The following is a 21,145-nucleotide window of genomic DNA, read 5'->3' as shown; positions in this document are numbered from 1 at the left end:
AATTAACCATTACCAATTAACCCTGATCAGTAAAGTTTTTATTGATTAGAGTTTGGGTTTAAGGTTCTATCATTAGGTAAGTTATTTTGCTCTTCCTGAGAGGTTGGACTTTCTGTAGGAGTTTCTGTGGCAGTTGGTGTAGGAGTAATTATAGGAGCTTCTGTAGGGGTTTCTGTGACAGTTGGCGTAGGAGTGATTATAGGAGCTTCTGTAGGAGTTTCTATGGGCGTTTGCGTAGGAGTAATTATAGGTGTGGGTGTTTCTCTAGTTAACCTTTGTAATGCCACATTGAGACTATAATTACTTTCAGCCACACCAGGAACTAAATTTAGTTGAATAGTATATCTACCGCTTACAGACAATACACCATCATAGGATTGTACTTGATTAGCAGTATTATCAATTGGTTGTTTATTGGCATCTAAAACTGATAAAACAATACCAGTTCCTTGAGCAATAGCAGTAGTTAATTTTGCACCTTTGCGTCCAAAAAAAGTATACTGAACTATTTGATTTTCCTCTAAAGTATCTTCTACTGTAGTTGTATTTGTGGTTCCTAAATTGAGGCGTTTGCTAATTACAGCAGGTTCAGTACTAGTAGATGTAGGGGTGGGTGTTAATGTTGTACCACCAGAAACAACTGGTGAAGGGAAAGTTTGTACTGGTGCTTCTGGTTGTGTAGTCGGGCGACTGCGAATCGAACTGACTAAAGCCCAAGAACCAAATCCTGCTAGGATGACTACAGCACTGCCAATCGCCCCAATTGCTAAAGGATTATCTAAAACAGAACTAGTATTGCTGGGTGGAATTACAGGTGCAGGTGTGTTGGGAGAAGGCGATGGTGCTGGCTGAGGCGGACGACCTCCAACTGCGATGGTTTGCATATTGGAGACAGCATTAGTGTTAGTGACGTTAGGATTAGTCACACTTGCTTGATCTACAGATTGTAATGCTTGGATAACATCAGCCGCACTTTGATAGCGATCGCTGGGCCGATAATTTAACATCCGATTTAAAACTTGAGCAAATTGGGGATTTACTTTTGCCCATTGTTGCCAATTCCAAGTAAGTTGATTTTCATCAAATAATTCTGAGGGTTCTCTACCAGTTAGCAAAACAATCGCTGTGACGGCAAGCGCATATAAATCACTATTAGGGTAAGCTTGACCTGTTTGCATTTGCTCACTGGGAGAATAACCTAATTTTCCCACGGTGGTAACTGGTGCGGTACTATTGGGAGATTGCAATCGCGTTGCTAATTCTTTAACTACCCCAAAGTCAATTAACACTGGCTGACCATCACTATCACGTAAAATAATATTTTCTGGTGATATATCCCGGTGAATAATTCCCCGACTATGAATATGCGCTAACACAGGTAACAAAGAGCGCAGCATCTGTAAAACTTCTTTTTCTGTTAATGTCTGACTAACAGCTTGACGTTCCGACAGGATAGCGCGGTAAGTCTTGCCAGCAACGTAATCTTCTACCAAAAATAAACGCTGGTCTTCTTCAAACCTTTCTCGGAATTTCGGTACTTGCGGATGCTCAATTTGATACAAAATTGCCGCTTCTCGGTGGAACAGTTCTTGCGTTTTCTCCCAAACCGAAGTTCCGGTTGTTGTCGGAATCAATTCCTTAATGGCGCACAGTTCATTAAAACGCCTCTGGTCTTCCGCTAGATAGGTTCTGCCAAATCCCCCTTGTCCGAGAATTTGAATAATCCGGTAACGGTTTTGTAGGACAGTACCAACTGTAATGGGTGGTTGCATAATTGATTAATTTAAGTGTTATGGCAACTGAGAATAAAGTCTCTACCAAAGATTAGGTCTAAGCAGTGACAACAATTACTTGCGGCGATATTCTACCCTACCTTGTCGGTACTTATAATAGCCGGACTGTGCTTTGTGCATTTTTACCAAAGTTTGCCCATCCGCAAAATTTTCTCTAGGCTGATTAGCATTAGAAAATAAGTAATTGTTGTTATCTGCGCTTTCTGGTAAGGTTAGAACTTGCGTATTATTGGGTGCAAAGTCAGCCTGATGAAAGCTGGCTCAACTTTATTTTGACACTTTGTTCTCAGTACCTAAGTGTTAAGCAGATAGCAGCACTCAGCATTCAGCTTCGTCAACCCATAGATGAATCAGCTTTGTGGAAAATATTGCCAAAATTAAAATTTTAAAAATGCTCAACTCTACCAGTTGATAAATTTGCAGATAGGATTATAGAATATCTTGCTGCTCCTTGAGAATTGACCAGCCTTTGACTAGAGAATACCCCGTTGTCATTTCCCTGAAATGTAAAAACTTTATTTTAGGCACAAAAATAGCTGCGTATAAGCAGCGATCCCCTAAACCATGCTCGGAAAGCTGGTGTTTTTATTCTACACAGCAAAAAATCCGAATAATGGGCCTAGTTAATATACAGGGTATTCAGTTAAGCTATCAATGGTTTGTTAACTAAAGTTATTTAAAAATTAGCAAATCATAATTTTTGGGAGCAATGATTTAACTTTGCAGATATTTTTTTACACTATTTCGGTTAAATTTGCTAAATTGCTGATGTTAAGATTGCCATGAATGCACATCGAGGATCTGCTGTGCTCAGTTCTGCAACTTTATCCAAAGTGCAGCCAGTTGCAACAGGACTGACTGAAAATCATCGCCTGCGGCTTTTTTCTGGCTCTGCCAATTTACAACTGTCTACTGAAGTCGCTCGTTACCTAGGTATGGATCTAGGCCCAATGATCCGTAAAAGATTTGCGGACGGCGAACTTTATATTCAAATTCAGGAATCAATCCGGGGTTGTGATGTCTATCTTATCCAGCCATGTTGTCAGCCGGTTAACGATCATTTAATGGAATTAATGATTATGATTGATGCCTGTCGTCGTGCTTCTGCACGGCAGGTAACAGCAGTAATTCCTTACTATGGCTATGCCCGTGCTGACCGGAAAACTGCAGGAAGAGAGTCCATCACTGCAAAGTTGGTTGCCAACCTGATCACTCAAGCAGGTGCCAACCGTGTTCTGGCAATGGATTTACACTCAGCCCAAATCCAAGGGTATTTCGACATACCATTCGATCATGTTTACGGTTCGCCAGTATTAATAGATTACCTGGCCAGCAAACAACTGCATGATTTGGTAGTAGTTTCCCCGGATGTTGGTGGTGTAGCAAGAGCAAGAGCATTTGCCAAAAAGCTAAACGATGCTCCATTAGCGATTATTGATAAACGTCGCCAAGCTCATAATGTTGCCGAAGTTTTAAACGTCATCGGTGACGTGAAGGGGAAAACAGCAGTGTTGGTAGACGATATGATTGACACTGGTGGCACAATTGCAGCTGGGGCTAAGTTGCTGCGAGAAGAAGGGGCGCGTCAGGTATATGCCTGTGCAACTCATGCTGTGTTCTCTCCACCTGCGATTGAGCGGTTGTCTAGTGGCGTATTTGAGGAAGTGATTATCACCAATACTATCCCCATTCCAGAAAGCGATCGCTTTCCACAGCTGGTAGTGCTTTCAGTGGCTAATGTACTCGGTGAAACCATCTGGCGGATTCACGAAGATAGTTCAGTAAGTAGTATGTTCCGCTAGGCAAAAAATGACTGTCACCTCTGTTACAGTTTTGGTTAACTAATTGTGAAGAATGAAGTATGAAGTAGGAAATTTTCTTGCTTCATCCTTCAGCCTTCATTTTTTTTAAGATGCCAAAGCTACCATCTCTAGCACTACTCTTGCTAATTCTTCAGCCATTGCCGTAGGCCCAGTATTCTTAAAAGTATCCACAAGGGTTTGATAATACCAAAGAGTACCTTCTTTACCACCTTGAAACCGTTGCCAAAGTGATTCACCTAAGATGCGGTAATCTTTGACAATAGACTGAGCGTTGTAGATTTTATCAGCAGCTGACACCAGCAAAACTGATGGCGATGCTGTAGGTAAATGAGCAATATATGCTTCTTTGCGTTGTCGCCAAGGCGGTTTGGGAATAGTATCCGCATCGGTGCAGCCATCGACAATTGCTGTCACATTATCTCCAAAACGGTGGCGAATTTCTTCCCTAGTAGCTGCACCACCTTGGTCTTCTACAGCATCATGTAAAAGCGCTGCTATGGCTTCATCTTCATTTGCACCATATTCTAAAGCAATACTGGCTACGCCTAATAGATGGGCAATATAGGGAACACCAGAACCTTTACGTACTTGTTTGGCGTGCAGTTCAGTGGCGTAGACAAGGGCGGCTGTAAAGCGTTCGGAAAGCATTGTATTTGAAACAGTTTATATTGATCGCACTGTAGCTGAAAAATTAGGCGATCGCCTGCGCTAAAGTCTGTGAAGAACATAGACAGACTTCCTCTAAAACAGCGATCGTACTCATTATCTATAAAATAGCTTGAATACTTTAGTCTGTAGAACTTTTGTATTCAAGATACTAATCTTTGTCTATCATGCAACCCAGCAAACTAGATCAAATTTTAGGACTAGAACTACAGCGTCATCGTACACAAAAAGGTTGGTCACAGGAGTATCTTGCAGAAGTTACAGGTCTGCACAGGACTTACATTAGCCAGCTAGAGCGAGGTTTAAAAAGCCCATCTGTGAGAGTACTCAGTCATATTACCCATGCTTTAGGTATGACTATGAGTGAATTTTTGCAAGCTGTAGAGGAATCTTTAAGTGCTGATTGACAATGAAGTTGAAAGATTAAGGCAAGCTATTATTGCCACAATCGCATCACCAGTTATTGGTTCGATAGAAGATTATACATGGGAAGCTATTTTTCATTACGTTAAAGATATTCCATTATCCGATCCGGCATTGGGACGTAGTAAGCTTCTTTATGATGCTGTTGACATTGTGACTAAAACTGGTTGGTCGCTGAAATCTCTTCAACTAAATAGTCTGAAGCTGGGTAGTGTATTTTTGTTTGTTATTCAACGAGCAGATATTATCAAGAAGTCTATTCAACTTGGTTTTCCAGGTCTGACTGAGCAGTCCTCACCTGATGAACTAGGCGCAGCCATAATTCAACATTGGAACGAAAAAATTCTTTCTAGCCAAACGGCACAGAATGTTGTCAATAGCTATGAAAGTATATTACTAAAAACTATCCAGGGATATGAGTATATTTATTGCGAATTTCCACTCAATCCCCTAGATCCGAAGATGTTTTCTTGGTCTTGGACAGTGGATAGAATTACTAAGGGTGCAGGAGTAGGACTACAAGGAAAAATTGCAGATAAAGTAGAGTTGGTTTGGTACAAAAATCAAAAACAACTTTTTAGAGCTAGAACTATTCCTTCGCAGGCCGTTCGGATTACCGTAGAAAGAAATCGTCTGACACTTGATCGATATGTAAATACAGTTCTTTCCGCATTACAAGAGCAAATTAATCAGCAACATGATTGAAGGTTAGCCTGAAGAATAGATGAAGCTATAGCTTTACCTAGAAGTGGGGGTACAGATTCACCAATTTGTGAAGCCATATCCGTATATGTTCCCAAAAAGTGAAAACTATCTGGATATGAGTGTAATCTTGCAGCTTCACGGATTGTAATTGTCCGATCCTGAGTAGGATGAAAAAACCGACCCGATCCTGGATGAAAGACCCATCTTGTAATAGTTCTAGCTGGCTTATCCCAGTACAGCCTTCCATATGCACCACTATAGTGTTTTTTAGGCGCTAACTCAGGAGGTAAGTCTCTAGCGTCTTGTCCTTCACACAGAACACGTGCTCTCGACATTTGAATTGGACTCAAAGCACGCGCAATATGATTCACAATTTTCATGCTTTGACTACGCATCATTGCTTGGTACGTCGTTTTTGGCTCAGAAGGATAAATCTCAGCATCGTAGACTTGTCCTGCATTTATGGGCGGTAAGTCTCCAATCGCATCTCTGACTGTCACAATTTCAGAAATATTTGCTTGTAAAAAATTAAGTTGTCTACTAGACTTTCTAGACCTATAGTCGCTCTTAATATCACCAAAATGGGTTGGTTCGGGAAAATTAAGAGAGTGATCTAAGCTAGCTAGAAAAAAAGCTCTGGATCTGGTTTGGGGTACCCCATAATATGCAGCATTTAAAGCAGAAGATACAACTTTGTAGCCCAAGGATTTCAGGTTTTTTGTGATTTCTTCACTAATTACGCCGTTGTAAGCCTTTAAAATTTCGGGTACATTCTCCATGACAACGTACAAGGGTCTGAACTCCTGTACAAAATCCAAAAACGTCTGATACATCTGGTTACGAGAATCATTGAGATAGCGATCGCCAGCAGGAATATTTCTGGAGAATCCTTGACATGGGGGGCCGCCAATTAATGCTGTTAGTTCTTCTGGTTGTAAACCTAAAGCTAATCGTAAGTCTGAAGGATTAACCTGGCGTATATCTTGATGAATGATTTTCGTGTTTGGGTAATTGTGCTTATAGGTCGCCAAGGCTTTTGCATCTATATCAATTGCACATAGAGATTCAAAGCCCGCCATGTGAAATCCTGTAGTTAAGCCACCTGCACCAGCAAATAAGTCAATAATTTTACGCGTCATTCTTGAATACTATAGTACTCATAAAATCTCGTCAACCAACTTCCTCGCCGGACTTAGTGATCCTTTGGCTCGCCCTACCCTTGTTTTGACAAAAACTCTAGCGTGCTTACTGTAGACAAGATTTGCGATCGCAAAAGTCGCCGCAATTGTGACGATTACGCTAGAATTGTTAAAGGTTCTTTACAGAATTTGAACTTCATCCTCAATTCTGTTAAAACAGCCTAGTACAGCAAGGCGCAACTAAAGCAACCATTCAAAACCCGCGAAAAGCCTATGCTATAAGCTTTTTGAATTTTGAACGCCAGTTGCTAAAACTTTGGAATCAAAGCAACGCACTGGCCCCTTTTGACTTTTGAATGCCAATTGCTGCAAGCAGTGGCTTCTTTTGATTTCCGCCCAGCGGTACTAGAATCCTCGCATCGAAATGTACACCTAACAATCCCCTCTACAGTTCACAGTAAAGCTTCTATGACGCTCCCAATTCGTAACGTCGCCATTATTGCCCACGTTGACCACGGCAAAACCACCCTGGTTGATGCACTCCTTAAACAATCCGGCATTTTCCGCGAAGGGGAAGACGTTCCGGATTGCGTCATGGACTCCAATGCCTTGGAACGAGAACGGGGGATTACAATCCTCTCTAAAAATACAGCGGTTCGCTACAAAGAGACGCTAATCAATATTGTTGATACTCCTGGACACGCTGACTTCGGTGGTGAAGTTGAACGCGTACTGGGCATGGTTGACGGATGTCTTTTAATTGTCGATGCCAATGAAGGGCCAATGCCCCAAACACGCTTTGTACTTAAAAAAGCGTTAGAAAAAGGTCTGCGCCCCATCGTTGTCATCAACAAAATTGACCGTACTAACGCTGACCCCCACATTGCTGTTGATAAAGTTTTGGATCTGTTCTTGGAATTAGGGGCAGATGAAGACCAGTGTGACTTTACCTATCTGTTTGCCTCCGGTATGGGTGGTTATGCCAAAGAAAGCATGGAAGCAGAAGCGGTAGATATGCAACCCCTGTTTAATGCAATTCTGCAACACGTTCCACCACCAGTTGGCGACGTTAACAAGCCCCTGCAATTGCAAGTCACAACCCTAGATTATTCTGAATACCTAGGACGGATTGTAATTGGCAGAATTCACAACGGCACTATCCGGGCTGGACAACAAGCGGCTCTAATTACAGAAAGTGGCGCAATTGTCAAGTCAAAAATCACCAAGTTGATGGGCTTTGAAGGCTTGAAACGGGTGGAAATGGAAGAAGCTACCGCAGGTTATATTGTGGCGGTAGCTGGTTTCGCTGATGCTTACATTGGGGAAACAATTACAGATCCCAATGAACCGCAAGCTTTACCACTGATTAAAGTGGATGAACCAACCTTACAAATGACCTTCTGGGTAAATGATTCGCCCTTTGCAGGTCAAGAAGGAAAGTTAGTGACTTCACGCCAAGTGCGCGATCGCCTGTTCCGCGAATTGGAAACCAACGTGGCTTTGCGGGTTGAAGAAACCGATTCTCCCGATAAATTCCTCGTTTCCGGTCGTGGTGAACTTCACCTGGGTATCTTAATTGAAACCATGCGTCGCGAAGGCTTTGAGTTTCAAGTATCTCAGCCACAGGTAATTTACCGCGAAGTCAGCGGTCAACCTTGTGAACCTTACGAACTCCTGGTGTTAGATATTCCTGGTGATGCGGTGGGTAGCTGTATTGAACGCCTGGGACAACGCAAAGGCGAAATGCAAGATATGCAACCAGGTAGTGGCGATCGCACTCAACTAGAGTTTGTCATTCCTGCACGGGGATTGATTGGTTTCCGCGGTGAATTCATGCGGATGACTCGTGGTGAAGGCATCATGAACCACAGCTTCTTGGATTACCGTCCATTGTCTGGCGATATTGAGGCTCGTAACAAAGGCGTTTTAATCTCCTTTGAAGAAGGTGTTTCTACCTTCTACGCCATGAAGAACGCGGAAGATAGAGGCGCATTCTTTATTACACCAGGTACTAAAGTTTACAGAGGTATGATTGTGGGAGAACACAATCGTCCCCAAGACTTAGAACTGAATGTTTGTAAAACCAAGCAGTTGACCAACCACCGGGCTGCTGGTGGTGATGAACTAGTGCAGCTGCAAGCACCGATAGACATGAGTTTAGAACGGGCTTTGGAATACATTGGCCCTGATGAATTGGTGGAAGTTACTCCTAAATCAATTCGTCTGCGGAAGATGTCGAAGAAGTTGGTGAAACGCTAAGTAAAGGTATAACTTAATTGATTTAGAAAGCCCACATCAGTGGGCTTTTTATTTTGTTATTTAAATTTGATCCGATGCGTGATGAAGCAGACTGAATCTATTGAGTTGTTTTTGGCTGCGTAATGACATGTCTCACAAATTACTGCTATAAATAAAAAAGCTACGCAAATAGCAGAATTATAGTATCATATTTTACCCTATGCATCTCAAGACAGTCTTCATCCGCTTCTATAAATCATTTAATGACGACTTCCTGAGGAAGCATAATGACAGAGTAAAACCTAAACCTTGGGAACTGATAGGCACTACTTTCTACCCATACATTGAAGTTAGCATCGAACCCAAAATTACAACAATTGTTGGTGCAAATGAATCTGGAAAGTCTCATTTATTAAGTGCTATTGAAAAGGCTATATCCGGCAAAAATATTGAACGGAGTGATTTCTGTCGTTATTCTCCTTTTTTCACTGTCAAACAGAATGAATTAAAATATCCTGATTTTGGTACTGAATGGGCTGGACTCTCTAAGCCTGAACAGGACGAATTAAGAAAAATTATTCCGGGGATTCATAGGAATTCTAGTCTAGATAAATTTTTCATATTCCGCAACAATGTTGATAATTTAACGATATATTTGACTGAAAAAGGAGAATACATACCATACCCAATTAATGAAAAACAGGTTATTGAGTTACACAAACTACTTCCCATAACGTTTAGAGTTGAGTCTAATGTCGCGCTTCCTTCAAGCGTTCCCATTAAAAAATTAGTTCAGTTAGGTCAAGAGAATTATTCGGGTGGTAGAAAATTTGAACTTCTGGATCGAGAACAAAGAAATAAAATAGTAGATGAACTGGATGTTTTTAGTAATAATCCACAATTGATTACTAAAATTCGCGTTTTTGGTAATGAAAATAGGGAAGAGCTTGATCGTGAAGCAACTACATCAATCAAGTCAATTATATCCGCGCTAGATGAAGTAATTTTTAGTGAAAAAGAGAAGGAAAGAAGAGAAAAAGAATTCAATTTAGCTTACAAACTAATCTGTAAAATTGCCCAGGTTGATATCAATTCTTTAATTGATTTGACTAAGGCAATTAAAGATGGATTACAAGGTTATGCAAATGGAATCATTAAGGATATTAATCATCGATTAGCTATTAATTTAAACTTTCCCAGCTATTGGATTCAAGATCGCAACTTTAGTCTAAAAGTTATGGCAAGAGACTATGACTTAGTTTTTACAATAACAGATAGGACAGGAACTGAATATTCATTTGATGAACGAAGTCAAGGATTACGATATTTTCTCAGCTATTACATAGAGTACCGATCTCATGAACCCAATCCAAATAAAACTGAAATATTGTTGATGGATGAGCCAGACGCTTACCTGTCTAGTCAAGCTCAACAAGACTTACTTAAAGTATTTGATCTCTTCGCCAATCCACAACCTGGCTCACATTTAAATCATCCAATTCAAGTAGTTTACGTAACTCACTCTCCTTTTTTAATTGATAAGAACCATTCCGAGCGTATTCGAGTCTTACAGAAGGGAAATGAGGATGAAGGAACAAGGGTAGTCAAAGATTTTGCACAACATCGTTATGAACCTCTCAGGTCTTCGATTGGTCCTCATATCGGTGAAACAGTTTTCATTGGTAATTGTAATTTGATGGTTGAAGGTATTGGCGATCAAATTCTTATTGCAGGAGCAGCAACGCATCTTCGAGCTAATGGTGTATCTAGTTTAGAAACTTTAGATTTAAACCAAATCACGATTGTTGATTCAGGAGGCGCTACACAAATTCCCTATATGGTCTATCTAGCTTGTGGAAGACATGTAGAGCAAATCGCAGTTATTGTCCTATTGGACAGCGATCAGAGTGGTAATGATGCTAAAAAGCAATTATTAGGTAGAGGAGGTCAACATAGAAGACCTTTACTTAAAGAAAAATTTATTCTTCAACTTGCTGATCTTAAAGAAGAATTCTGCTTGGTAGCTGACAATGCAACAGCAAATCTTGAAATAGAAGATATTATTCCTTTGCCAATTTGCATTCACGCAACAAAGCTTTATTTACAAGAGTTTCTTAAAGTAGATGAAAACGAACTTGTATTCCTAAATGAAGATTTATTATCAACTAAGATTGCTGGTCAAACTATTCTTGATGCTATAGAAGAAACTCTAAAAGACTTTCCTGAAAAAGACTTGGAAATTAGTAAAGCTGGCTTTGCTAGAAATGTTATTCGTGTAGTGAATGAGTGGTCAAAGAAAAAAGATAGGTTGAACAAAAATGAACTCGATGCACTTCAAATTTTTGAACATAACTTCAAAACCTTGTTTAAAAAATTAAATTTTATGCAGCGTATTGCCCAGCAGAGATTAACAAATGAAAGAGTATCGCAAAAAATAGAACGTTTAAAGAAAGACTTTATTGCACTTCACCCTATTTCTGCAAGACGTGAGCATGGTGTTAGGTTGCTTGATGATATGGGGAGCATTTTAGAGAGTAATATAGAAAATGAGTCAATCAAAGAAATTGAACTAATCAAGAACGCAATCCAGAATTTACGTCGTGATTACAAGCTTGATATTGACATGAGTAAAACAATTGACGACTATATTGGATTTCAAGTCGGCTTAGAAAGAATTAAGTATGCAGGACTCTTAGCTAGTCAAGAAGAAACTCTCGATGAGGCTCAAGCAGAGAAGTCAGCTATTTCTGAAGAAGTTATTGAAGAGATACAAACAGATAAACTTGTTCTAGATGGGCAAGCACAATTAGTTAATGAGCAAGTAACTACCGTATCTGAGTTAAAAACTGCTGAAGTTTCTGATAATTCTGCAAATTCTAATAAAAGAAGGAAGTCTAACCCACGCCAGTAATATACAAGTCTGAAAATTTCATATCAGGATTCTGTTCAAAATCAAGAGGACTGAAAGGGCAATTATCATTACTATTCGTGACATTGCGATCGCAATATCATAGCAGAGATTTACAGTGCGTAGGCGTAGCCCGTCGTAGACATTGCCCTTACAGAAATATCTCTGTTTCATAAAACGTATTGACAATGTAAATACACTTTGCCTAAACTTTGAGGTATGGATGTGTATTTCGTGCTTAATGGTGTCACTTTCGTTTGGAACGAAGAAAAAGCTTGGATAAATCCCAGCAATCATGATGGCGTGACATTTCAGCAAGCCACAGAGGCATTTTTCGATCCGTTTTTAGTAGTTGTTGATGCAAGTCGTAATGATGAAGAAAGAGATGCTGTTATTGGCTTAGACAGACGATGGAATCTTCTGTATGTCGTCTACATTGAACGTGAAAACGACATAATTCGGATCATTTCAGCTCGTAAAGCTACACGCAAGGAGCGAGAATATTATGAAAGCTGAAGCACTGAAAAAGCGACTCAATAAAAATCGTCCAATGACTACAATCACAATTCGTATTCCCGAAGATGTCATTGAAGATTTGAAAAGAATAGCGCCATTACTGGGATTTTCTGGCTATCAGCCGTTAGTGCGTGCCTATATTGGGCAAGGGCTAAGAGTTGATCTGGAACGACTGGAGGGGGATACTATCTCAGCACTGATTGCTAGCTTGAAGCGTCACGGTGTTAGCGATGAGGTTATCCATGAAGCCCTCACTGAAGTTACTCAAAAATAGTGCAATTGCGATCGCCCTGGCTGTAAATTTAGTCAAATTCTTGAGTCAATGACTAATCTCTCGCTACTCAGCAGGGATTCTTACACAAAGCGATCGCCTTCTATTTTTCCTGCAAATATACTGTATCACGGGGGCGTAATTAATCTGCGATCGCATTTTTCCCAGTCAATTTGAGAGAATCTGATTATCGCTGTTTATGTAGTCAGAAAATTTATGAGTTGGAGTAGAAGTCTTTGAACTGCAAGGAGCTAGAAAGATGTTATTGGAGTTAAAGCGCATCCATCTTCCACCAGGGCAAAGAGTATTATTGCAAGATGTTACTTGGCAAGAATTAGAAACAATTATTGAAGAGTTGGGCGAACATCGTGCAGCGCGAATTGCTTATGACAGGGGAATATTAGAAATTATGGCTCCATTGCCAGAACATGAAGACGATAAAGAAATTATCAGTGATTTAATTAAAGGATTATTAGAAGAATTAGATATTGAATTTAGATGTCTTGGCTCTACCACATTCAAAAATGAATTGATGGCTCAGGGTATAGAACCCGATCAATGTTTTTATATTAAAAACGAAGCTTTAATTCGTGGCAAAAAGCGACTAGATTTAACAATTGATCCACCACCCGATTTAGCTTTAGAAATTGATATTACTTCTCGTACTCATCCAAATATCTATCAAGCTTTAAAAGTGCCAGAACTGTGGCGGTTTGAAAAAGGTATATTGAAAATTAATCTTTTACAAAATGGAAATTATGTAGAGTCTCAGTCAAGTTTAAATTTTCCGCATTTGCCTTTGATTGCAGTAATTCCCCAATATCTGGAAAACAGTAAAACCGCAGGTAGAAATGCAACGCTTAAAGCTTTTCGGAGTTGGGTAAAACAGCATTTATCTTAATAAATAAAAAACAAATCAATACTTTTCCCTGCCGACGATAGTCATGCAGGTAAAGAGTATGCCACAATTCAGGAAGGGATTGCTAGAGGTAAACGCGATGTCCCCACTACTTGACCAAACCACTGACCAACGAACAGTTACAGAAAGCAAGACTATAGAGGAGTTTTTAAAACTTCCATATATTGAGGAGTCACCTGCTTGGGAATATATTAACGGAGAAGCAATTCAGAAACCTATGGGAGGAGGTAAACACAGCTTATTGCAAAAACGCTTAGTAGCTGTAATTGATGGGTTGGAAAGTGACTATGAAGCCTTTCCTGAATTGCGCTGTACCTTTGGTAATCGTTCAGTAGTTCCTGATGTAGTTGTTATCTCTACCAATCAACTACCACTTGATGAAAATGGAGAAATTATCAGCATTGGTATTGATTTTGCACCTGCTTGGTTAATAGAAATTCTTTCCCCTACTCAAAGTCAAACTAAAGTAACTGGCAATATTTTACATTGTTTACGAAATGGCAGTCAGCTAGGATGGTTGATTGACCCAAATGAACGCTGCATTTTAGTTTATCAACCTAATTCTTTGCCAGATTTGTTATCAGGAAAAGATATATTACCAGTGTTGGCAGATTTGAATTTAACGCTGTCTGTTGATGACGTGTTTGCTTGGTTGAATCGGAAAAAGTAATATTATTCTGAAAATAAAATTTCTGCAGTATTACGCATTCATGTAGAAGCTGACAATGTAGAGTTAATCTAAATAAAGCCGCCAGCAGTTAAACATAAAATCTTATCAGTGATTTTTTACATTGGTCACTATCAAAGCTTTTGTTCTTATCATGATGATAATGATTGCTCAATACCAGCCTGTCAATGTAGAGGCTGTATTTACTTTGCTTCCCCATTGGAGTACAAACTGAAAAACTGGGTTTTTGCCATAACCAATAATTCCTTGATGGTACAAGCCCCCAGATTTATCTGTGGAGTCAATCCAAAATCCAAAATCTAAAATCCAAAATTGTATGACTCTGAAAGTCAAACGGTGTTGTATGTACAATGTTGGCAGACAACAATAGCTGAATCCAACACAAAGCAAAGGTAATTATGCGCTTACTTCATACAATGCTACGGGTGGGCAATCTTGAAGAGTCTTTGAAATTCTACATTGATGTCCTGGGAATGAAATTGTTGCGGCGAAAAGATTATCCAGATGGAAAATTTACTCTAGCTTTTGTTGGCTATGGTGACGAAAGTGACAATACAGTCATAGAACTAACCTACAACTGGGGGGTGGAAAAGTACGAATTAGGTAATGCTTATGGTCATATTGCCATTGGTGTGGGCGATATTAATGCTACTTGCCAAGAAATTAGAAATCGTGGCGGTAAGGTAGTAAGAGAACCAGGCCCAATGAAACACGGTACTACAGTAATTGCTTTTGTGGAAGACCCAGACGGCTATCGGGTGGAACTGATTCAATTGGGTACTTTAGGAATTGAAGGTAAGCAGGAATCACAAACACTGGTAACTAAGTAATTATCAAAGTAAAACATTTGACAATACTTGTCGGTTAAGGGGAAAAGGGGAAGGGAAAAAGGGGCAAGAAAAAACCTTTAACCCTTACCCTTTAACCTTTTCCCAAACCAAATTAAGAGTTTAAAATCCTTAACCGAGCAGTATTGAAACATTTGAGCGATCGCCAATACTGAAAGCTAAAAATCAATTTTCAAAAAAAGGATTTCCTATCAATAGGTATGGCGATCGCTTCCTTGATGACTTTGCACAAAAATCTGTATTCCTGATTACTATCTAGTTAAGTTAATTCACTGAATCAGAATAAATTCCAGAATCAGCGCTTTTTATTTAAAGATTTTTAGATAACAGAACTGAAATATTTAGTTGCTAACAAGTTGACCTTAAGATGGCATTATACTAATGCATTAATTCACAAATGCGATTTTCATGACGGCTACAAGCTCACCAATATCTTTCAGCTTGGCAGATCAAGTTGGTGAACAGCCTACACTGTATGCGATAGCATCAGTATAGAAGTCAGTCACACTATCGCTGATAAATTAGCAACTTTAAATTGCACCTAGAGATACAAGCTGATACATAAGAATGATGTTTCGATATTTACTTAGGGGGAAACTAGTAGCAAAGCAGGAAGTATGAAATATGAAGTAGCACAGTTTTAATTCTCGGCTATGACCACGACTAAGCTAACTATCTTGAGCTTTTTGTGCCTTTATCCTTCCCCAAACGGCAATTTCTAAACTAAAATCGCGCCACATCGTAAAAGAAACTCTTCCACTGGCGGCAAAATTCTGAAATCTCAACCTGAAAATTATTAAAGATGCAACCTACAGATCCTAATAAATTTACTGATAAAGCCTGGGAAGCGATCGTGAAATCTCAGGATATAGTCCGTGCTTATCAACAACAGCAACTAGATGTTGAGCATTTAATGATTGCCTTGCTAGAAGAACCTACTAGCATTGCAATACGTATTCTCGCTCGAGGTGAGGTTGATCCAGTAGCCTTGCAAGAACAACTGGAAGCTTTTACTAAACGTCAACCCAAGGTGGGGAAAAGCGATCAACTTTATCTAGGACGGAGTTTAGATGTTCTACTCGATCGCGCCGAAGAAAGTCGAGTGCGGATGAAAGATGGCTTCATCTCTATAGAACATATGCTGCTGGCTTTTGCTGAAGACGATCGCGTCGGGCGGAAGCTCCTCCAACGCTTTAATGTTGATAGTAGTAAGCTAGAGGCGGCAATTAAAACTGTGCGCGGTAGCCAAAAAGTTACCGATCAAAATCCCGAGTCGCGCTACGAAGCCTTGCAAAAATTTGGCCGAGATTTAACAGAACAAGCAAAAGCAGGGAAGCTAGACCCCGTAATTGGGCGTGATGATGAAATCCGCCGGGTTATTCAGGTATTATCGCGCCGGAGTAAGAATAATCCCGTTTTAATTGGTGAACCTGGGGTAGGTAAAACTGCGATCGCAGAAGCTTTAGCACAGCGCATGGTAAACGGTGACGTTCCCGAATCGTTGAAAAACCGCCAGCTAATTTCTTTAGATATTGGTAGTTTAATTGCTGGAGCTAAATACCGTGGTGAGTTTGAAGACCGTTTAAAAGCAGTTTTGCGGGAAGTTACAGAATCAAACGGTCAAATAGTACTGTTTATTGACGAACTGCATACCGTTGTTGGTGCAGGTTCTAGCCAGCAAGGGGCAATGGATGCGGGTAATTTGCTCAAACCGATGCTGGCGCGAGGCGAATTACGCTGTATTGGGGCAACAACCTTAGATGAGTTCCGCAAACATATTGAGAAAGACGCAGCTTTAGAACGCCGCTTCCAGCAGGTATTTGTCGATCAGCCCAGCGTTGAAAATACCATTTCGATTCTGCGGGGGCTAAAAGAACGTTACGAAGTTCATCACAACGTCAAAATTTCCGATTCCGCACTCGTAGCTGCAGCTACATTGTCAGCGCGTTACATTTCCGATCGCTTTTTACCAGATAAAGCCATTGACTTAGTAGATGAAGCCGCAGCCCAGCTGAAAATGGAGATTACCTCCAAACCCGCAGAACTGGAAACAATTGATCGGCGCTTAATGCAGCTAGAAATGGAAAAGCTGTCGTTAGCTGGGGAAGACAAAGGTACGGCTCAAACCAAAGAACGTTTGCAGCGTATTGAGCAAGAAATTACCACTTTGACTGCCAAGCAGCAAAAATTTAATGACCAATGGCAAGGTGAAAAGCAGATATTAGAAGCGATTAGTGCTTTAAAGAAAGAAGAAGACGCTTTGCGAGTGCAAATTGAGCAAGCCGAACGTGACTATGACCTTAACAAAGCTGCTCAATTGAAGTATGGCAAATTAGAGGGACTGCAGCGCGATCGCGAAGCTAAAGAAGCACAACTGTTAAAAATCCAAAGCTCAGGTTCTACACTGCTGCGTGAACAAGTAACAGAGGCAGATATTGCGGAAATCGTCGCTAAATGGACAGGAATTCCGGTAAATCGCCTGATGGCATCGGAAAGGCAGAAATTACTGCAATTAGAGAGCCATTTGCATGAACGAGTTATCGGTCAACATGAAGCCGTCGCCGCCGTCGCCGCCGCCATTCGTAGTGCTAGGGCAGGGATGAAAGACCCCGGTCGTCCTATTGGTTCATTTTTGTTCATGGGGCCGACAGGGGTAGGTAAAACTGAACTAGCCCGCGCTTTAGCACAGTTTCTCTTTGATTCTGATGATGCTTTGGTACGCTTGGATATGTCCGAGTATATGGAAAAACACTCGGTTTCTCGTTTAGTTGGCGCGCCTCCAGGGTATGTAGGCTATGAAGAAGGCGGTCAGCTTTCCGAAGTCGTGCGCCGTCATCCTTACTCGGTGGTGCTGCTGGATGAAGTGGAAAAAGCCCACCCCGATGTCTTCAATATTTTGTTGCAAGTCTTAGATGACGGTAGAATTACTGATTCTCAAGGCAGAACAGTGGATTTCCGCAACACTGTAATCGTCATGACCAGTAACATCGGTAGCGAACATATTCTTGATGTCTCTGGTGACGACTCCAAGTATGAAATGATGCAAAATCGGGTAACCGACGCTTTGCGATCGCACTTCCGCCCCGAATTTATTAACCGTGTGGATGACATTATTATCTTCCACACCCTCAGCCGTTCAGAAATGCGTCATATCATCCGCATTCAACTCAAACGCGTCGAGAATCTTCTCAAAGAGCAAAAAATCTCTTTTGATATCTCCGCAGCGGCTTGTGACTACCTCGTAGAAACAGGCTATGACCCAGTTTATGGCGCACGTCCCCTAAAACGGGCAATTAGGCGTGAAGTCGAAAACCCCATTGCTACCAAGCTACTGGAAAATACCTTTATTCCTGGAGACACAATTTTCATTGATAAAGGTGAAGCTGGGCTGACTTTTAGCAAAAAACAGTCAGTTAAAGTAGCAGCGCCATCAGCTACGGTTCAGTTATTAGAACCTACGGCAGACGTTTAATATCAAGGCAAAATTTTATTGATTTGTCAGTTGTGTAAAAGCTAGCTCAATTGGGGGATTCTCCCCCAAACCCCCGATTGGGTGACGGTTGCGTCCCCCAAACCCCCTCCAAAATTATTGTCGAGTTTTTTGTTGAGTAACTAGTTTTTTGGTTTTTTTGTCAATTAATTTTCTTAACTGAACTGTATTGCTACATAATCCTCTATTCAGGGAACTCTAAAAAATAATACCAATTTGAAAAAAGAATGCGACAGATTGTAGGGGCAAGGCACTGCCCATTAGTGTCAACTTAAGTTCAAAAGCTTACCCCACAAGCATTTTACCCCTCCCCTCAATCCCCTCCCCCGAAGTTTGCTCAACGGGGGGAACCCTCCTTTGGATTCACCACTTTGCTTATGCCGGGAAACCCGTCCACCGCAAGTGGTTCACCGCACGCAACTTCTCTCCGCGCGCGGGGAGGGGACGTTTTGGCTTTAGACAAAACTGGGGTGGGGTAACGCGGATCTTGATGGTAGGCAAAGGAATTCAAAATCGAGTTTTGGTAAGGGTTTCACGTTAAGTTGACACAGGTGGGCACTGCCTTGACCTCTAGAATATATTGATGTGTCGCAAACATTATTTGATTTGGTATAAATATCCAATTTTGAGAGCGAAAAAGAAATCAGAATTTTTTTTCCTCTGCTCCTTTTTCTTACATAGCGATAAGATATTTTTTAGTTGAAAATCCCTAACGCCAACCTAACAAGCGCAACCCAGGGACGATGAGGTAATAACTCACACCTAGCCAAAAACTGAGAAAAATGCCCTCAACCGCAAAATAAATCATTGGTGGTAATAATTCTGGCCATCGGGGTGGGGTGGAAAATTGGAAGATAGTTGGTAGTAACTCTAAGCGAATTAAAGCCGCAAAAATTAGTGCAGTTCCCAAAGATGTAATGACAGCGTAGACTATGCGATGACTGCGAAGCCCTAAACTCAATGTGAGCAGGAAGATTGCAAACACAATTGAAACTACCAAGCCTTCATTGCTGTTTTTGGGGATGGTTAATTGCAAAGCTAGCCAGCCTAAACCATAGCTGATTGTACCCATTAACGACACCACCAAAAACCGCCTGCGTTGGGCAAAACCACCAGCTAGTGTCAGTCCCCATGCAGTTCCTAAACCTGCGGCGGCAAAAATCAACACTTCGGATGCTAAGACAGTTTGGTTGTCAGGAAATAAGCCAGGTACTTGCAGAAAGATAAATTGCGCCACGCGATCGCCTAAAACTGTGCGGTAGGCTAAAAAGAAACCTGCGATCGCTCCTACTGCTGCACCCATTCCCGTTAATATCATCGACCAGATTGTGATGATACAGGCGAGCAAAAATTGCGCGATCGCCTTGATAATCAAAAGCGTAGTTTTACTTACAGCTTTAGTAAATTTTCCTACTACTCTTTCTAGGGATTGAGTGAACAGAGTCAGTTTAGTAGATACTTGCTGATTAGTATTTTGCAGTAAAGAAGATAACTGCTCTTGTAGTGAGACAGAAGAAAGCTGCGTCAATCTTTTTTTAATGATATTTGCACTTGTAGGACGCGATCGCACATCCTCTTGCACCATCTCATCCAACAAATCTGCAAATTTGGGGTTAATATTCACCCGATTTCGCCATTGCAACGTCCCAGTTTGCACATCTTCTAATTCTGGCGGATACTTGCCTGTGAGTAACTCAATCATCGTTCTACCCAAGGCATAAAAATCAGCACTCGGCCCCACATTACCACCACTCACTTGTTCTGGGGGACTGTAACCCGAAGAAAATAAGCGAGTTGAACTAGATTGATAACGCGGCTGAGAATCTCTAAATTGTTTTGCTCCGCCAAAATCAATTAACACCAGCTGATTTTTAACAGGTGAATTGGACAAAGAGTTGCGTAGCATCAAATTAGAAGGTTTGATGTCCCGGTGAATAATCTGGCGTTTGTGCAATTCTTGCAAAATTTCCACAGCTTGCGTAAACCAGTTCAGCACCATCTCTTCTGGACAGCCTTGAGGATAGTTTTTGCGGATATCTTCTAAAGTCTGTCCATTAATTTTTTCCATCACCAAACAAGGTAGTTGGTGTTGTTGGGGACTAGTCAAATTTATGAGGAAATACCCATCAGCATCTACTCTTGGTACTCCCGGATGCCGTAAATTAATTAAAACTGAAGCTTCTTGTCTAAACAAATCCAGCGCCTTAGCGGAATTTTCCACTAATACCTTCAGCACCCTTTCTGTTTGAGTTTTAACATCCCAAACTGTATAAATTTGGGCAAATCCTCCCGATCCTAAAGGCTGAATAGGCACATAGCGATCTAACAACTGTAGCGGTGCGCCACAGCTATTACAAAACTTGTTTCCCCAAGGTTGGGGATAAGGACGTTGACAATCAGGATTTATGCAGTGAACCGTACTCTGCGTGATGTGGGACACAACCGCTACAATACAAAGGCTGAATTGATTTTAGCGTCTCTTTAGCTTTCTTGAAGTTAAAGCTAAGTAGAGCGGTGAAATTAAAGATAGTTGGCTGTTATTTGTCATTGGTCATTTGTAAGGGTTTCAAACCTATTGACGTTTCGTAACCTAGTTTGGTTGATTTCCAACGATTTAGTTTCCGGTAAGTAGACTATGCACTCAACAAGCAATGTTCCCTCTTGCTGTATTAGCCAGGGGAAATAAGCAATGTCTAATTCCGAATACTCAACCCCAAA

At 40.9% G+C, this 21,145-nt stretch carries 16 protein-coding genes; 12 read left to right on the top strand and 4 right to left on the bottom strand.

Going from position 1 to position 21,145, the window contains the following annotated elements; all coding sequences use genetic code 11:
- Window positions 1-38 precede the first annotated feature (38 nt).
- Entirely contained in the window at window positions 39-1,772 is a 1,734-nt protein-coding gene (locus tag HGR01_RS04370; RefSeq protein ID WP_045872620.1) for a serine/threonine-protein kinase, read from the bottom strand.
- An 803-nt stretch (window positions 1,773-2,575) separates the two neighbouring features.
- Between HGR01_RS04370 and HGR01_RS04365 the strand changes: the two genes are divergently transcribed.
- Window positions 2,576-3,595: a ribose-phosphate pyrophosphokinase gene (locus HGR01_RS04365; RefSeq protein ID WP_045872621.1), complete on the top strand. Its 1,020-nt coding sequence runs from the start codon at window positions 2,576-2,578 to the stop codon at window positions 3,593-3,595.
- Between the two features lie 105 nt (window positions 3,596-3,700).
- Here the strand turns inward: HGR01_RS04365 and HGR01_RS04360 are convergent, their stop codons facing one another.
- Window positions 3,701-4,264: an HD domain-containing protein gene (locus HGR01_RS04360; RefSeq protein WP_045872622.1), complete on the bottom strand. Its 564-nt coding sequence runs from the start codon at window positions 4,262-4,264 to the stop codon at window positions 3,701-3,703.
- A gap of 185 nt (window positions 4,265-4,449) precedes the next feature.
- Between HGR01_RS04360 and HGR01_RS04355 the strand changes: the two genes are divergently transcribed.
- Both HGR01_RS04355 and HGR01_RS04350 read left to right on the top strand, forming a co-directional pair.
- A complete protein-coding gene (locus HGR01_RS04355; RefSeq protein WP_045872623.1) occupies window positions 4,450-4,689 on the top strand; it encodes a helix-turn-helix domain-containing protein in 240 nt (79 codons plus the stop codon).
- Complete coding sequence (locus HGR01_RS04350) at window positions 4,679-5,410, top strand: hypothetical protein (RefSeq protein WP_045872624.1); 732 nt, start codon at window positions 4,679-4,681, stop codon at window positions 5,408-5,410. The genes HGR01_RS04355 and HGR01_RS04350 overlap by 11 nt, the downstream gene beginning before the upstream one ends.
- On the opposite strand, the gene HGR01_RS04345 is transcribed toward HGR01_RS04350, so the two are convergent.
- Window positions 5,395-6,549 carry a DNA cytosine methyltransferase gene (locus HGR01_RS04345; protein ID WP_045872625.1) on the bottom strand — a complete coding sequence of 385 codons (1,155 nt, stop codon included), beginning with the start codon at window positions 6,547-6,549 and terminating at the stop codon, window positions 5,395-5,397. The two genes, HGR01_RS04350 and HGR01_RS04345, sit on opposite strands and share 16 nt — an antisense overlap.
- 102 nt (window positions 6,550-6,651) lie before the next feature.
- Here HGR01_RS04345 and HGR01_RS04340 point away from each other — a divergent pair, with 102 nt between their 5' ends.
- From HGR01_RS04340 to clpB, 9 genes are all read left to right on the top strand, one after another.
- Window positions 6,652-6,774, top strand: coding sequence for a hypothetical protein (locus HGR01_RS04340; protein ID WP_264265474.1), 123 nt, complete (start codon window positions 6,652-6,654; stop codon window positions 6,772-6,774).
- 243 nt (window positions 6,775-7,017) lie between these two features.
- Window positions 7,018-8,808 (top strand): translational GTPase TypA, encoded by a 1,791-nt coding sequence (typA, locus tag HGR01_RS04335; RefSeq protein ID WP_045872735.1) that lies wholly within the window; start codon window positions 7,018-7,020, stop codon window positions 8,806-8,808.
- A gap of 199 nt (window positions 8,809-9,007) precedes the next feature.
- Entirely contained in the window at window positions 9,008-11,698 is a 2,691-nt protein-coding gene (locus tag HGR01_RS04330) for an AAA family ATPase (protein WP_045872626.1), read from the top strand.
- A 216-nt stretch (window positions 11,699-11,914) separates the two neighbouring features.
- Window positions 11,915-12,211: a BrnT family toxin gene (locus HGR01_RS04325; RefSeq protein WP_045872627.1), complete on the top strand. Its 297-nt coding sequence runs from the start codon at window positions 11,915-11,917 to the stop codon at window positions 12,209-12,211.
- Entirely contained in the window at window positions 12,201-12,485 is a 285-nt protein-coding gene (locus HGR01_RS04320; RefSeq protein WP_045872628.1) for a hypothetical protein, read from the top strand. Before HGR01_RS04325 ends, HGR01_RS04320 begins: the two co-directional genes overlap by 11 nt.
- 256 nt (window positions 12,486-12,741) lie before the next feature.
- Window positions 12,742-13,383: a Uma2 family endonuclease gene (locus HGR01_RS04315; protein WP_045872629.1), complete on the top strand. Its 642-nt coding sequence runs from the start codon at window positions 12,742-12,744 to the stop codon at window positions 13,381-13,383.
- A 97-nt stretch (window positions 13,384-13,480) separates the two neighbouring features.
- The gene (locus HGR01_RS04310) at window positions 13,481-14,071 is read left to right on the top strand and encodes a Uma2 family endonuclease (protein ID WP_045872630.1); all 591 of its coding nucleotides are present in this window, start codon (window positions 13,481-13,483) and stop codon (window positions 14,069-14,071) included.
- 416 nt (window positions 14,072-14,487) lie between these two features.
- Window positions 14,488-14,919 (top strand): lactoylglutathione lyase, encoded by a 432-nt coding sequence (gene gloA, locus HGR01_RS04305; protein WP_045872632.1) that lies wholly within the window; start codon window positions 14,488-14,490, stop codon window positions 14,917-14,919.
- Window positions 14,920-15,739: 820 nt separating this feature from the next.
- Window positions 15,740-18,409: an ATP-dependent chaperone ClpB gene (gene clpB / locus HGR01_RS04300; RefSeq protein WP_045872633.1), complete on the top strand. Its 2,670-nt coding sequence runs from the start codon at window positions 15,740-15,742 to the stop codon at window positions 18,407-18,409.
- A 727-nt stretch (window positions 18,410-19,136) separates the two neighbouring features.
- Here the strand turns inward: clpB and HGR01_RS04295 are convergent.
- On the bottom strand, window positions 19,137-20,867 hold the full coding sequence (locus tag HGR01_RS04295; RefSeq protein WP_071989453.1) for a serine/threonine-protein kinase: 1,731 nt from the start codon (window positions 20,865-20,867) through the stop codon (window positions 19,137-19,139).
- Window positions 20,868-21,145: the final 278 nt, after the last annotated feature.

This window comes from Tolypothrix sp. PCC 7712 (assembly GCF_025860405.1).
GTDB lineage: Bacteria > Cyanobacteriota > Cyanobacteriia > Cyanobacteriales > Nostocaceae > Aulosira > Aulosira diplosiphon.
Note: the sequence above shows the minus strand (reverse complement) of the source record. Positions and strands in the feature narration are given on the sequence as shown.

Excerpts from the sequence above, each read along its gene's own strand:
- HGR01_RS04370 (WP_045872620.1), bottom strand. The coding sequence starts at position 1,772 with ATGCAACCACCCATTACAGTTGGTACTGTCCTACAAAACCGTTACCGG.
- HGR01_RS04365 (WP_045872621.1), top strand. The coding sequence starts at position 2,576 with ATGAATGCACATCGAGGATCTGCTGTGCTCAGTTCTGCAACTTTATCC.
- HGR01_RS04360 (WP_045872622.1), bottom strand. The coding sequence starts at position 4,264 with ATGCTTTCCGAACGCTTTACAGCCGCCCTTGTCTACGCCACTGAACTG.
- HGR01_RS04355 (WP_045872623.1), top strand. The coding sequence starts at position 4,450 with ATGCAACCCAGCAAACTAGATCAAATTTTAGGACTAGAACTACAGCGT.
- HGR01_RS04345 (WP_045872625.1), bottom strand. The coding sequence starts at position 6,549 with ATGACGCGTAAAATTATTGACTTATTTGCTGGTGCAGGTGGCTTAACT.
- typA (WP_045872735.1), top strand. The coding sequence starts at position 7,018 with ATGACGCTCCCAATTCGTAACGTCGCCATTATTGCCCACGTTGACCAC.
- HGR01_RS04330 (WP_045872626.1), top strand. The coding sequence starts at position 9,008 with ATGCATCTCAAGACAGTCTTCATCCGCTTCTATAAATCATTTAATGAC.
- HGR01_RS04325 (WP_045872627.1), top strand. The coding sequence starts at position 11,915 with ATGGATGTGTATTTCGTGCTTAATGGTGTCACTTTCGTTTGGAACGAA.
- HGR01_RS04320 (WP_045872628.1), top strand. The coding sequence starts at position 12,201 with ATGAAAGCTGAAGCACTGAAAAAGCGACTCAATAAAAATCGTCCAATG.
- HGR01_RS04315 (WP_045872629.1), top strand. The coding sequence starts at position 12,742 with ATGTTATTGGAGTTAAAGCGCATCCATCTTCCACCAGGGCAAAGAGTA.
- HGR01_RS04310 (WP_045872630.1), top strand. The coding sequence starts at position 13,481 with ATGTCCCCACTACTTGACCAAACCACTGACCAACGAACAGTTACAGAA.
- gloA (WP_045872632.1), top strand. The coding sequence starts at position 14,488 with ATGCGCTTACTTCATACAATGCTACGGGTGGGCAATCTTGAAGAGTCT.
- clpB (WP_045872633.1), top strand. The coding sequence starts at position 15,740 with ATGCAACCTACAGATCCTAATAAATTTACTGATAAAGCCTGGGAAGCG.